Here is a 13,824-nt window from a genome sequence, read left to right as displayed (position 1 = left end):
CTGACGCTTGAGCGTTCCGCGTTCCCGGCCGCGCATGGCTGCGGGAACGCGGATCCTCCCATGTCCGATCATCCGCTGCTGGAATCCAAGTTCCATGAAGAATATTGCCAGACATGCCATTACGACAGGCGTACGCCGCAAGCTCGATGGGCGTTTCGGCTCCATATTGAGAATGTTTGCCTTCGCCACGGCGGTATACACGGTCTACGCCGCGACGCTTTCGACATGGGATGTTCTGGCGCGCACCATCATTTTCCTGACATTGATGCTCACCATGCTGTTCCTGCTGGTCGGGGCGTCTGAGGATTCCGATCCGCTGCGTCCGTCCATTCCGGATTACGCGCTGTCGGCGCTGAGTCTGGCCTGCCTCGTCTTTTTCACCGTGGAAATGGATGAAGTGGCGCAGCGCATCACGCTTTTCGATCCGCTCCCGCTCTCCTACTGGTTCTTTGGCTATGCGCTGCTGCTCCTGGCGCTGGAAGCGGCGCGGCGCACGGTCGGCTTGGGGCTGACGTCGATTGTCCTGGTGATCATGGCCTACAATCTGTGGGGGCACCATTTCGATGGTCCGCTGCGTCATGGCTATATCAGTTTGGCTCATCTGCTCGACATCAGCGTTTTCACCACCGACGGGATATTTGGTGTCCCGGTCCAGGTGACGGCGACCTATGCGTTTCTTTTCGTCATGTTCGGCACGCTCCTTGAGCGCGCTGGCGGTGGGCAGTTCTTTTTCGATCTGGCTGCGTCCTTGACCGGCCGCCGCCCCGGTGGACCCGCCAAGGTCGCAGTCTGCTCATCGGGGTTGTTCGGAATGGTCTCGGGCAGTCCCACAGCCGATGTGGTGACGACCGGTTCCGTGACGATCCCGGTAATGAAGCGGCTGGGCTATTCGCCGACGCTTGCGGGCGGCGTCGAAGTTGCTGCGTCCACAGGCGGCAGCATCATGCCGCCGGTCATGGGCGCCGCGGTGTTTATCATGGCAGAGTTCACGGGCATCCCTTACACCAGCATCGTCGTCGCCAGCATCATTCCGGCGGTGCTGTATTACGTCTGCGTATTTCTTCAGGTCGATTTCCGCTCGCGAAAACTCGGCCTTCTCGGTTTGAGCGAGAGTGAATTGCCGCGCTTTACCCAGGCCATAAAGGGCGGGTGGCTGTTTCTCTTTCCCCTTGTTGCGCTCACCGTCGCGCTCGCGCAGCACTACACGCCGACCTATGTCGCGCTGTTTGGACTTGTCGCATTGCTGGCGGTCTGGCTTCTCAAATGGTCGACCTTCTCTCTCCGCGCGCTCTACGACGGCATCTCGCAAACCTCATTCAACATGGTGGCGGTGACTGGCGCCTGTGCGGCAGCAGGCCTGGTCATCGGCGGCATCACCATGACAGGGCTCGCTGGAAAGGTCTCGGAGCTTCTGATCCTCATTGCCGGCAGCAATTCCCTGGTGACGCTGATCATTGCGGCGGCGATGACAATCCTGCTCGGCATGGGCATGCCAACCCCCGCCGCCTACGCGCTTGCCGCGGCTCTTCTGGGGCCCACCCTGACGGGTGAATTTGGTTTCTCGTTGATGCAGTCGCATCTCTTTCTCCTGTACTTCGCGGTTCTCTCGGCAATGACTCCCCCCGTCGCGGTGGCGGCTTATGCGGCTTCGGCAATTGCCGACGCAAACCCTTTCATGATCGCCGTCACGGCCTGCAGGCTTGCCGTTGCCGCATTTCTCTTGCCCTTTGCCTTCATGTTCGCGCCCGGTATCCTGCTTCTTGATACCGTACCCAACATCCTGATTGACGTGGTTTCCACGGCAGCAGCGGTGGTCGCGATTTCGATGTCTGTTGAAGGGTTCATCCGCCAGCGTATCAGCATGGCAAGCAGGCTCACTCTCGGTTGCGGCGCGCTGGCGCTCCTGGCACCAAGGTTCGAGATCGTTCTTGTGGGCTTGATCATTACGTTGATCGGTGCGGGACTTGCCTACCGGAACCATCAGACGCGGTTGGTCGTGGCCGAGAAGGAACGTCATCTTGGGTGATCATGATCTGCGCCAGCCACCCGAGGCCAATCGCTTCATCGGTCGTTCGGTCAAGCGCCTTGAGGATCCGCCGCTGCTCGCTGGACGGGCCCGGTTCGTGGGAGATCTGAATTTTCCCGGCCAGCTTCACGCGCGGATCGTACGCTCGCCCGTCGCACACGGTGCGATTGTCGAGGTCGATACGCAGGCGGCGCAGGCACTTCCTGGCGTGGTAGCCGTCTGGGCTGGCGATGATCTTCAGCATTTGCCTCCGATCCCGTTCCGAGCCACGGCGATCAAGGGACTGACCCCCTATTGTCAGCCGGCTGTCGCGCGCGGAATGGTTCGCTATGTCGGGGAACCGGTGGCGGTCGTGATCGCCGAGGATCCCTACATTGCTGAGGATGCTGCCGATCTCGTGATGATCGACATCGACGAGCATGAACCTTACCTTGACGCCGCATGCGAGCCCGCGTCCTTTGCCCCGTCCCTGTCTTGCGAGCCCACCGTGATCGAGAAGGGATATGGCGACGTCGATGAGGCTTTCAGCACTGCCTTTGCCGTGGTGGAACTGGAACTGAAAACCGGGCGCCATTCTGCCGTGCCGATGGAAACGCGCGGCCTCCTTGCCCGATATGACACGGCGCGCGACGTGCTTGAGCTGCATGGGGCGGCCAAGCGACCCCACTGGAACCGCGACCAGTTGGCGGATCTCTTCAAGCTGAGCCCGGCTTCGATCGAACTTTACGAAAACAGCGTTGGCGGCGGTTTCGGGGTGCGCGGCGAACTGTATCCCGAAGATCTCATCCTTTGCCATGCCGCCCTCGTGCTCAAGCGGCCGGTCAAGTGGATCGAAGATCGCCGCGAGCATCTGATGGCGACCAACCATTCGCGCGAACAGACCCATCGCATCCATGCCGCGGTCGATCAGAAGGGTCGCATTGCGGCATTGGACGAGACGCTGTTCCACGATCAGGGCGCCTATGTGCGCACCCACGGCGCGCGTGTCGCCGATATGACGATCGGATTGCTTCTCGGGCCGTATCGCGTACCGGCCTATCGCGCGAAAGCGCACTACCGGCTGACCAACAAGACGCCCGCCGCCACCTATCGTGCCCCCGGTCGCTTTGAAGGCACTTTCGTGCGCGAGCGGCTTGTCGAGGCGATCGCCGTTAGGCTGTCGCTTGATCCGATGGAAGTGCGCCGGGTCAATCTGATCGCCTCGTCGGAAATGCCCTATGAGCGGAACCTCTCCGCGCTTGAGACCGATGTCGTGCTCGATTCCGGTGACTATGCAGGCCTGATCGAAAAGTCGCTGGCATTTTCGGGCTGGGACGAACTGCGGCGCGAGGCGGAACGGCGTCGCGCGCAAGGCGAAAGCGTTGGCGTTGGCTTCGGCCTCTTCGTCGAAAAGAGCGGGCTCGGGCCGTCGGAACTCGTGGAGATGCGTGTTGAAGCCGATGGCAGCGTCACCGTCGTCACCGGAGCAGCGTCGCTGGGACAAGGAATGGAAACGGCCATTGCCCAGATCTGCGCAGAGACCTTGGGCGTTGACTATCGCCGCGTTCGCGTGCTGCACGGCGACACCAATCGCATCGCATTCGGCTTCGGTGCGCACGCCTCGCGTGTCAGTGTGATGACCGGCGAGGCGACACGGCGTGCCAGCGAGATTGTCAGGACGAAGGCGCTCGAGTTCGCGGCCGAACTCCTGCAGCGGCACGTAAATCAGCTCGAAATCGTCGGCGGGGTGGTTCAGGATGGCAAGGAAGGCCCTTCCGTCACGCTTGCCGATCTTGCCCGCCAGCTACATCCCGCATCACCCGCGAGGGGAGATCGTGAACCCGGTCTCTCGGCATCGGCATGGTTCCACAACAAGCACATGAATTACCCTTACGGCGCGCATATCGCGCAGGTGCGAATTGATCAGGCGACGGGACATGTGGCTGTCGAGCGGTACGCCATCACTTACGATGTCGGACGCGCCATCAACCCGGCGATGATTGAGGGACAGATCGTGGGTGGACTGGCGCAAGGGCTTGGCGGTGCGCTCTTTGAAGAATTCCTCTACGACCAGTCCGGGCAGCCGCTTTCCGTCACGCTTGCCGACTACATGATGGTCGGCGCCACCGAGATGCCGCCGGTCGACGTCCTCATCCTGGAAGATGCGCCTTCCCCCCTCAATCCCCTGGGCATCAAGGGAGCGGGCGAGGGGGGTGTAACCGCCGCCGGTGCAGCGATTGCATCAGCGGTTGACGACGCGCTGCAACGACCGGGTCTGGTCGATCGTCTGCCTGTCACCCCGCAATATCTGCGGCGGCGCATGCAGCAATACGATGAAGCGCTTGGTTCGCTTTCCGGGCAGGGTGCGCCATGAGGAATGAAAAGGCCACATTCGGGCAATCCGTACGCAGAGTGGAAGATAGAGCTTTGTTGACCGGCAAGGGTCGCTATCTTGACGATCTGCAGCCGCCCGGTTGTCTCAGCGTCGCCTTCGCGCGTAGCCCATACGCGCACGCGAGTTTTACGACGATTGACAAGGATGCCGCATTGGCAATGCCGGGTGTGATTGCGGTGATGTCCCACGCCGATCTCGCTCCCCACTTGCGCAATGATCGCCTCGTCGTCGGCCTTCCCAGCGCTGCGATCACTCTAAAGGTTGATCGACCGGTCCTGGCGATTGACGAGGTCGTGCATGTCGGCGAGCCTGTTGCTCTGGTCATTGCCGAGAATCGCGCCGCGGCGGAGGATGCAGCGGAGGCGCTCGACATTGACTACGAGCCTCTCGACGTCGTGAGCGACTGTCGCGCAGCCTTGGAGCCCGACTCCCCGACAGTTCACCAGTCCCACGATCACAACTGCCTTGCCAGTTTCGGCTTTTCCTTTGGCGACGTCGACCAGGCATTTGCCGATGCGGCACACATCGTCAGGCGCAGTTTCGACGTCCATCGCGGCGCTGCCATGTCATTGGAAGGCCGCGGCGTGCTCGCCGTGCCGCCCGATCTCGATGGTGTTCTCTCAGTCTGGAGTTCGACACAGACGCCTCAGGCACTCAAGACGCAGCTGTGTCAGATGCTGGGTCTGGACCCGCTTGGGATCAAGGTCAGGACGCCCGATCTCGGCGGCGGGTTCGGGCCGAAACTGGTGACCTATCCGGAGGAGATCGCCACGACAGCGGCGGCGCTGAAAATCGGGCGCCCGCTGAAATGGGTCGAGGACCGGCGGGAGCATTTCGTCGCAACCGCACAGGAGCGGGATCAGCTCTGGGACATGGAGATGGCGCTGGAGGCCGACGGCCGGATACGCGGCTTGCGGGGTGCGCTGATTCACGACCACGGTGCCTACACGGCACGCGGGCTGAATATTCCCTATGGATCGGCCGTAACGGTTCCGCTGCCCTACAACATCAACGCATACAAGCTCGACGTCCAGGTAGTCCTGACCAACAAGGTGCCGGTGGCTCCGCTGCGCGGTGCGGGACAACCCCAGGCGGCTTTTGTCATGGAACGGATGCTCGACGCTGCAGCGGAAACCATCGGTATGGATCGGTCCGAAATCCGTGCTCTCAATCTGGTCCGTGCGGATCAGATGCCCTGTGTCAAGCCGCTCAAGTTGCGCGGCGGCACCAACATCACGCTCGACAGCGGCGATTATCCTGCGACCCAGGCCCTGGCGCTCGACAAGGCCGGGTGGCAGGAGTTTCCCGCCCGGCAGAAGGCCGCTCTTGCCGAAGGACGCTACCTCGGTATCGGACTGGCCAACTATGTCGAAGGCACCGGGCGTGGCCCTTACGAAACGGTCAGTGTCGAGGTGCAGAGAACCGGGAGGATCCTTGTCACCACCGGGGCTGCGGCAATGGGGCAGGGGACCGAGACGATGCTCGCTCAGATCGTTGCCGAACAGCTCGGCGGCGACATGGCCAACATCACGGTCAGGACGGGGGATACGACGGGCTCTCTGGGCTTTGGCGGGTTCAACTCACGGCAAACTGTGGTGGCGGGCGCATCGGCCCACCAGGCGGCCTGTACGGTTCGGGAAAAGCTCCTCGCTGTCGCAGCGGATCTGCTGGAAGCCGATGCAGCAGATCTGGAAATCGTTGACAACACGGTTGCCCTGAAGGGTGTGCGCGGGCGCCATCTGCCATTCGCTGACCTGGCGGGTGCTGCCTTGGGATTGCCCGGGTTCAAGCTCCCGGGGATCAAGCAACCCGGCCTCCTGTCCAGTGACCAGGTTGTGATCGACGACATGACCTATTCGAACGGCACTGCGGTCGCTGAGGTCGAGGTTGATCCGAGGACGGGGCAGGTTTGCTTGCTGAACTTCGTGCTTGCCCACGATTGTGGCCGCATGGTCAATCCGAAACTGGTCGATGGGCAGATACTCGGTGGCATCGCGCACGGGATCGGCAATGCGCTTTATGAACAGATGGTCTTTGATGAAGATGGCCAGCCACTGACGACAACTCTTGCAGATTACCTGCTCGTTTCTGCAGCAGAAATGCCGCAGATCCATATTGTTCACACCGAATCTCCGAGCCCGCTCAACGCGCTGGGCGTCAAGGGCGTCGGCGAATCGGGCGTGATCCCGACCGCGCCTGCAATCGCTTCTGCGGTGGAGAACGCACTGGCGCCCTTCGGTGTCAGCATCACCAGCGCGCCGTTGTCGCCGCAGACCGTGCGGCGCGCCGTGCGTCAGGCCGGAGGAGCCGCATGACCCGCTTGCAGCGCCGCATGGTCGCGGCCGAAAGGACCACCGATACATGAAGCCAGCACCCTTTGTCCTTCACAGTCCGAAAACTGTCTCCGAAGCCGTCGCCCATCTTGCAGATATAGGCGAAGACGGACTCGTCCTTGCCGGTGGACAGAGCCTCGTCCCGATGATGGCGCTGCGGGTGGCCTATCCCTCGGATCTGGTCGATATCAATGGCATTGAAGAACTGCAGAACATTTCGGTCGAAAATGAAGAACTGGCGATCGGCGCCACGGTGCGGCATGCACGATTTTACGATCCGGTCGAGCCCGGTCCCCTTGGCCGGTTGCTGACCAGCATCGTACACCACATCGCGCACCATCCGATCCGCGAGCGGGGAACGTTTTGTGGCAGTCTCGCCCATGCCGATCCCGCTTCGGAATGGTGTCTCGTTGCCGCCACTCTCGGGGCGAAACTGGTGCTTGTCAGCCAGACGGGCGAGCGGATCGTCGAGGCAGGGGAATTCATCGACGGTGCCATGTCGACGACACGCGAACCGACCGAGTTGCTGGCACAAGCTCGCCTGCCTCTTCTTGCTCCCTCCGCACGGGCAGGGTTTTATGAGTTCAATCGGCGCGCCGGCGACTTCGCGCTGGGTATGGCGCTGGCAGCCTATGATGACGACGATGGCCTCATGCGCAACGTTCGCGTGGGCCTGGGCGGAATCGAGGACCGAGCGGCTCGCAATTCCGCCGCGGAGGCAGTCCTGGAAGGACAGCGTCCGACGCAGTCGCTGTTTGCGGACGCCGGCCGCGCCGCCGCCGAAAGTGTTGATCCGATGGAAGACGCCACCACCAGTGCCGAGTATCGCCGAGACCTGACTGCCGTATGTGTGGAACGGGCGCTGGCCGCCGCTGCGGCATCGTCATCCGCACAGACGAGCCGATAGAAACGAGGAACCGATGGAACGCCATCCACTCAATTTGACCGTCAACGGGAAGCCTTATGCGGTCGAGACCGAATTCCGTAAGACACTCGCCGATACGCTGCGTGAGGATTGCGGACTGACCGGCACGCATGTTGGCTGCGAGCACGGCGTATGTGGAGCATGCACCGTCGTCGTTGAGGGCAAGGCCGTGCGTTCGTGCCTGATGTTCGCCCATCAGGCAGAAGGCATGGAAATCGAGACGGTCGAAAGCCTCGAAAAGGAGGGCGAGTTGCACGTCCTGCAGGAAGCCTTCGCGGAGCATCATGCTCTGCAATGCGGTTTCTGCACGCCGGGCTTTCTGATGCTCGTCAAGGGTGCTGTGGAACGCGGCGAAGAGCTCTCCGACGCGGAATTGCGCCACCTTCTTTCCTCCAACCTGTGCCGCTGCACGGGCTACCAGAACATTATCCGTGCCGTGCGCGCGGCGATCGACACCTTCAAGGAAAAGGCGTCGGCTGTGCCGGAGGCTGCCCGATGAGCCTTCTCGACCTGAAGACGCACGCGCGCTATCCCTTTGTCCCGATCATCGATCGGCCCGACTTTTCCTGGCCCGGCAACAAACGCCTGGCTGTTGCCATATGCAACAACATCGAGGTGTTCAGTTTCCTCGATGGCCTGGGCAGCGACAGCGCTTCCCTCACGGCGCCGCAAACCACCCGAAACTACGCATGGCGTGATTACGGAAACCGCGTCGGCCAGTGGTATCTCTTTGACCTTCTGGATGAATTCGACCTTCCCGCATCCCACAACTTCAACTCGCTGCTGTTCGAGCATTGTCCGCAGATTGCCGACCGCATCATCGCGCGTGGGGACGAATTCGTCGGTCACGGGCGCACGAACGCCGAGCGGCAGGATGTGCTTGGCGAAGAGGCCGAACAGTCATTGATCGAGGAGGCACGCGATGCAATTCACCGCTACACGGGCAAGTCACCCAGTGGTTGGCTCGGCCCCTACCTCGCCCAGACGCCAGTAACCCTGGATCTGCTGAAGGAAGCTGGTTTTGGCTATGTGCTGGATTGGCCGGCCGACGATCAGCCCTTCTGGATGCGGACGCGGTCCGGGCCCCTGTTGTCCGTACCGTACTCGATCGAGGTCAACGATTCGCCGTCGATGGTTTTCCGCCAGGAGAGCGCAGCGGCTTTCGAGGCCACAATGGTCGATCAGTTCGACGAGATGCTGTTGCAATCGCGAAAATGGCCGCTCGTTTATACGATCGTCTTGCACCCCTTCGTGATCGGGCAACCGTTTCGCCTGCGCGCCCTCAGACGCGCGCTCGCCCATATTCTCGAGCATCGCGACGAACTCTGGATCACCACGCCCGGAGAAATCGCCCGGCATTTCGCATCCCAATGTCCTCCAAAGAAGTGAGTCCGGCACTTCTGATTCCCGCACCGTCCTGGCCGTCGCTTTGATATGGTGACGGCCCAGCAGACCGGACGGGCGCTGCTCGCCACCTATGCCGGCAGTTTCTTTTCGCTCAGCCTGTTGCAGATGGTGGCATTGGCGACGCCGCTCTGGGGCACCCATCTCGGGCTCTCGGCATTCATGCTTGGACTTGCCGCCGGGCTCAGGTCCATCACGCCGCTCATCTACTCGGTACATTTCGGCGCCTTGATGGACGTCCTGGGTGTGCGCCGGGTAATGCTGTTCTTTGCCGCCCTCTGTGCGCTGTTGCCGCTCTGCTATCCACTGATCCCGAATCCGGTGGCGTTCATGATCCTGCAACTGGCGCTCGGGCTCGCGGCCGCGACCATTTGGCTGGCGTCGCAAACAGCCATCGCACGCCTGGCGGCAGGGGATGCGCGCCGAACCGGAGTCTTTTCGTTCTGCACTTCGACTGGGGCAGTGCTTGGTCCACTGCTGTTGGGCTGGATCTGGGATCAGGGCGGCGGACAGGCCGGGTATTCCCTGATCGCGGCCTGGGGAGCTGTGCTGTTCCTCATCTCGCTGGTCATGCCAGCACGTCGTGACCGCAAACGCCTCCTATCCTGGGAAGTCTTCATACCGCGCCTCGACACTTACCTCGAGGCAATGCGGGTCTTGAAGCAACCGCTTGCCGCATTTGTTGTCATCTGCGCATTCCTGAGACTTGGCAGCTTGAGCATGCTGGAATCCTTCTATCCCGTTCTTCTGCAGGGCGTCGGCTATTCGGCCGCTGCCATCGGAACCCTTTTCGCGATCGGCAACCTCGTGAGTTCACCCTCGGTGTTGGTGGCTGACCATTGGACAAGGCTTTTCGGGTCGCCGCGACAAGCGCTGGCTGCAGCTGTCGCTCTGACGATCCTCGGCGTGACCATCGCGCCGTTTCTGCACGGCTTCTGGATGCTGGCCGCCGGCATGGCGATCTATGGTTTTGGTCTCGGCGTCTCGATGCCGATTATCTTCACACTGCTCTCCAGCGGCATTTCAGCCGAGACGCAAGGGCTGACCGCCGGAGTGCGCGCGACGGCAAATCGCCTTGCGTCGGTCGTGCTCCCGATCACCATGGGGCTCGTGGTGCAGATGTGGGATGTTGCGGAGGCTTTCTGGATTGTCGGGGGAGTGCTTCTCACAATTGCCTGGCTGACTGAACGACGCTACCGGCTGCGTGTGGCATGACCGGCGATCAAACGACAGCATTGAAAAAAGGAACTCTCGGATGGCGGACAGCAAACTGCGCGTAGCGGTCATCGGTTGCGGTGGGACGATTTCGACGGAAGCGGCCACGCCCTTGGATTTCATAGATTATCCCGAGACAGGGCGAAAGCTTGAGATCGACGAGGTTCTGGCAGCACTGCCCGAGGCTGTGCATGAGCTTGCCGCCTATGTTCCGATTCCTTTCCGTGCGGTCGGAAGCAGCGCCATCGGTCCGGGCGAATGGGCGGCGCTTGCCGGGATCATCGATGAACTCGCCGCCGGTGCGACCGACCTTGCCGGCGTCGTGGTTGTGCATGGGACAGCCACCCTGGAGGAATCCGCCTACTTCCTGCATCTCACCCTGAACACCGATCTGCCAGTCGCGTTCGTTGGTGCACAACGCCCGCTGAACACGATCGGGACCGATGCGGTCGTCAATTTTGCGGCTGCTGTCAGGACCGTTCTTTCGCCGGAGGCGCGAGGCAAGGGCGTCATGGTCGTGCTCAACGACGAGATCCACTGTGCGCGGGATGTCACGAAGACCTCGACCTATCGGCTCGATGCCTTTCGTTCGGTTGGCTGGGGACCGATCGGCGTGGTCGATGCTGACCGGGTACATTTCCATCGCGCGCCGCTGCGCGCGCATACAGCCGCCACGCCGTTCCGCATCACGGCTGATGCGGATTTGCCCCGTGTCGATATCAGCTATTCCTATGCAGGCGCCGATGCAACGGCAGCCTCCGCCTTCCTCGAGGCCGGCGCATCCGGAATAGTATCGGCCGGCTTCGCGCCAGGAATGCCAACCCCGTTGGAACGCCGGTTTCTGGAACAATGCGCCGCAAGTGGGGTGGCCGTCGTCCAGTCAAGCAGGGTAGGATCGGGACGCGTCGCGCCGCGCTGCTACCTCGAAGACAAGCACTGGATTGCCGCCGACGATCTCACGCCTCAGAAAGCTCGTATCCTGCTCATGCTGGCACTGGCTGCGAAACACGATCTGGCGGCAATCCGGGCGGATTTCAAACTTTACTAGGCACCGACCAATCAGGACGTTGAGCGGCGCCGCTGCGCATCGCGCACCAATGCCGCCAGGCGGTAAAACCCGTGCGCCATCTTGGAATAGGGCGTCAGCAGGAAGAAGGCCAGAACGGATCCGAGATGGATTGCCAGCAGCGCCTCAAGGCCGGCTGTGTCGCGAAAAAGATAGAGCGCGAGACCGGTAAAGCTGACGATGAACAAGAGCAGGATGAAGCCGAACTCGCCGCCGCGGACGCGCAGATCTTGCAGATGCGGTCGGCCTTCCGCCTTCAGCCACATCATCCCGGCAGTGCCGATGCACAGCATGATTCCGCCTGGCAGTCCGAGCGCCTTCGGAATCGAGAAAAGACCATAGGGCGCGGGCATGGCAAACGCATAGTGCAGGATTGTGCCGCTCGCGGTGGCTGCGAAACAAAGCAGAAAGCCGTACATCACCAGTTGGTGCAGGACGCGCCGTTTATGCGAAAAGCGATCGTCGTCCTCATAGGTACAGCCGTCCCCGTGACCGCCGGCCAGATTGCGCATGGTTGCCGCCGATCCGAACGCCGCGGTGATGTCGCCAAGCCGCACCGGCATGCCATCGACCCGTTTCCAATAGCGTTTGAGCCCGATCGCAAGAGCCAACAACGGAAACAGGAACGCAGGCAGAAAGATGGCCACCATGGCGTTGTGCGCAAGGACCGCATAAAAACCCTCGCCGCCGCCGGGCAGGCGCCGCGCGGCCCAGAATAGAAGACCCATTCCCAGAGCGGAAAACAACGCAATCAACGTACCGTTGCGGTGAAATGCCTTGCCCATCGCAGCGGGAAAAGCCGTTTGCTCCCAGCTCTCCTGACGCACTTCGGCAAGAACGCCCGGCAGGTTCAGGGCAAATTCGTGCGGTGCCGTGTACTGGCAGGCGTCATAGCAGTTCTGGCAGTTGTGACAGAGATTGGCGAGCTGCGTGATGTCACCCTCGGAAAACGAGCGGTGAATGTGCATGGAAGGAAAGACGGCGCAATATCCTTCGCAGTAGCGACAGGAATTGCAGATCTGCGCCTGGCGACGCGCCTCCTCAACTGGATCAGCGTACATAATTGGCAGCCTCCCGGCCCGCAATGCGTCCAAAGACAGTTCCGATCGTCATGCCATAGCCGGCAAGGTAGCCTTGTCCGAGAATCGAACCGGCCATCGTTTCCCCGGCGGCCCAGAGATTTTCAACCGGCCCGGCGTCGGTCTGGCACTGGGCGTTCTCGTCCACCTTCAAACCGAGATAGGTGAAGGTGACGCCGGTGCGCAGGCTGTAGCCGTAAAACGGTGGCTCGCTGATCGGTCGTGCCCAATTGGTCTTGGCCGGCTCGATACCCGAGGTGTGCACGCCGTCGCGCTCGGTGGGATGAAACGCCGATGTGTCCCCGCAGGCCGCATTGTAGCTGGCGATCGTCTGAGTGACGGCCTCCGGTGGGAGATCCATTTTTTCCGCCAGTTCCTCGAGGGTGTCGGCCTGGATGGCCGGAAATACGGACGGCATGAAAAGCGGAATGGCGCGCGAATCCACGATGGCATAGGCCACCTGATCCGGCTGTTGTGCAACCAGCCGCCCCCAGATTGCATAGCGCTTCGGCCACACATCCTCGCCTTCGTCGTAGAACCGTTCGCCGCGTCTGTTGACCACGACCGAGAACGGAACGCAGTCGAGGCGGGTCACGATCCCGCCATCGAATTTCGGCGCCCGGCCATCGATCGCCACCGCGTGACATTGTGTTGGATCGCCGATGGACGTCACGCCCTGGTCGAGAAGGTTCTTCAGGACGGTGCCGCGATTGTAGGGCGTGCCGCGGATCAGGAAATTGCGCGCTGGCGGTCCCCAGGCATCGGCGAGCCAATCGAGATCGGCTTGAAAGCCTCCGGACGCCACGATCACGGCGCGCGGTTCTGCCGAATACGCGACGCCTTCATACTCGTAGTCGACGCGCTCGATCCTGTTGCCCTGAAGCTGCAGATGGCGCACGGGCGCCTCATAAAGCACGTCGACGCCCAGCGCTGCCGCGGTGCGGTAATAGGCGTTGACCAGTGCCTTTCCGCCGCCCATGAAGAAAGCATTGGTGCGCGCCAGAGACAATGTTCCCGAGAGCGACGGCTGGAACCGCACGCCGTGCGCCTCCATCCACGGCAGACATTCCTGCGAGGCGCGAATGACCATCCGTGCCAGACCCTCATCGGTCTTGCCATCGGTGACCTTGATCAGATCGCTGAAATATTCCTGCTCGTCATAGCTGTCGACGAGAACCGAAAGCGGACCGTCATGCATGCAGCGAAAGTTGCGGGTGTGCCGCGAGTTGCCGCCCCGATAGTCCTTCGGCGCGGCTTCCAGAATGAGAACCTTGGCCCCGTCTTCGGCGGCGGTCATTGCAGCACAGAGCGCCGCATTGCCCCCGCCGACGATCACGATGTCATAGTGCTCGGTCGGCTGTGTCATGGCTGATCCTGAATCATTCTCTGCCCCTACCTTCTC

The 13,824-nt window shown here is 61.7% G+C and carries 10 protein-coding genes; 8 read left to right on the top strand and 2 right to left on the bottom strand.

Annotation, left to right across the window (positions count from 1 at the left end):
• Positions 1-94 precede the first annotated feature (94 nt).
• From KY465_RS08125 to KY465_RS08090, 8 genes are read left to right on the top strand one after another with little or no spacing between them, the layout of a single operon-like run.
• Positions 95-2,026: a TRAP transporter permease gene (locus tag KY465_RS08125; RefSeq protein WP_219201172.1), complete on the top strand. Its 1,932-nt coding sequence runs from the start codon at positions 95-97 to the stop codon at positions 2,024-2,026.
• A complete protein-coding gene (locus KY465_RS08120; protein ID WP_255561524.1) occupies positions 2,019-4,379 on the top strand; it encodes a xanthine dehydrogenase family protein molybdopterin-binding subunit in 2,361 nt (786 codons plus the stop codon). Before KY465_RS08125 ends, KY465_RS08120 begins: the two co-directional genes overlap by 8 nt.
• Positions 4,376-6,715, top strand: coding sequence for a xanthine dehydrogenase family protein molybdopterin-binding subunit (locus tag KY465_RS08115; protein WP_219201171.1), 2,340 nt, complete (start codon positions 4,376-4,378; stop codon positions 6,713-6,715). The genes KY465_RS08120 and KY465_RS08115 overlap by 4 nt, the downstream gene beginning before the upstream one ends.
• A gap of 46 nt (positions 6,716-6,761) precedes the next feature.
• Positions 6,762-7,640, top strand: a complete 879-nt coding sequence (locus KY465_RS08110; protein WP_219201170.1) for an FAD binding domain-containing protein — start codon at positions 6,762-6,764, stop codon at positions 7,638-7,640.
• 13 nt (positions 7,641-7,653) lie between these two features.
• A complete protein-coding gene (locus KY465_RS08105) occupies positions 7,654-8,157 on the top strand; it encodes a (2Fe-2S)-binding protein (RefSeq protein ID WP_219201169.1) in 504 nt (167 codons plus the stop codon).
• Positions 8,154-9,047: a polysaccharide deacetylase family protein gene (locus KY465_RS08100; RefSeq protein WP_219201168.1), complete on the top strand. Its 894-nt coding sequence runs from the start codon at positions 8,154-8,156 to the stop codon at positions 9,045-9,047. Before KY465_RS08105 ends, KY465_RS08100 begins: the two co-directional genes overlap by 4 nt.
• 45 nt (positions 9,048-9,092) lie before the next feature.
• Complete coding sequence (locus KY465_RS08095; protein ID WP_219201167.1) at positions 9,093-10,277, top strand: MFS transporter; 1,185 nt, start codon at positions 9,093-9,095, stop codon at positions 10,275-10,277.
• Positions 10,278-10,317: 40 nt separating this feature from the next.
• Positions 10,318-11,325: an asparaginase gene (locus KY465_RS08090; protein WP_219201166.1), complete on the top strand. Its 1,008-nt coding sequence runs from the start codon at positions 10,318-10,320 to the stop codon at positions 11,323-11,325.
• 11 nt (positions 11,326-11,336) lie between these two features.
• On the opposite strand, the gene tcuB is transcribed toward KY465_RS08090, so the two are convergent.
• Both tcuB and tcuA read right to left on the bottom strand, forming a co-directional pair.
• The gene (tcuB, locus tag KY465_RS08085) at positions 11,337-12,404 is read right to left on the bottom strand and encodes a tricarballylate utilization 4Fe-4S protein TcuB (protein ID WP_219201165.1); all 1,068 of its coding nucleotides are present in this window, start codon (positions 12,402-12,404) and stop codon (positions 11,337-11,339) included.
• Positions 12,394-13,788: an FAD-dependent tricarballylate dehydrogenase TcuA gene (gene tcuA, locus KY465_RS08080; RefSeq protein ID WP_219201164.1), complete on the bottom strand. Its 1,395-nt coding sequence runs from the start codon at positions 13,786-13,788 to the stop codon at positions 12,394-12,396. The genes tcuB and tcuA overlap by 11 nt, the downstream gene beginning before the upstream one ends.
• Positions 13,789-13,824 lie beyond the last annotated feature (36 nt).

The organism is Neohoeflea coraliihabitans, from assembly GCF_019334345.1.
Taxonomy (GTDB): domain Bacteria; phylum Pseudomonadota; class Alphaproteobacteria; order Rhizobiales; family Rhizobiaceae; genus Pseudohoeflea; species Pseudohoeflea coraliihabitans.
This window is presented reverse-complemented; position numbering and strand designations above follow the sequence as displayed.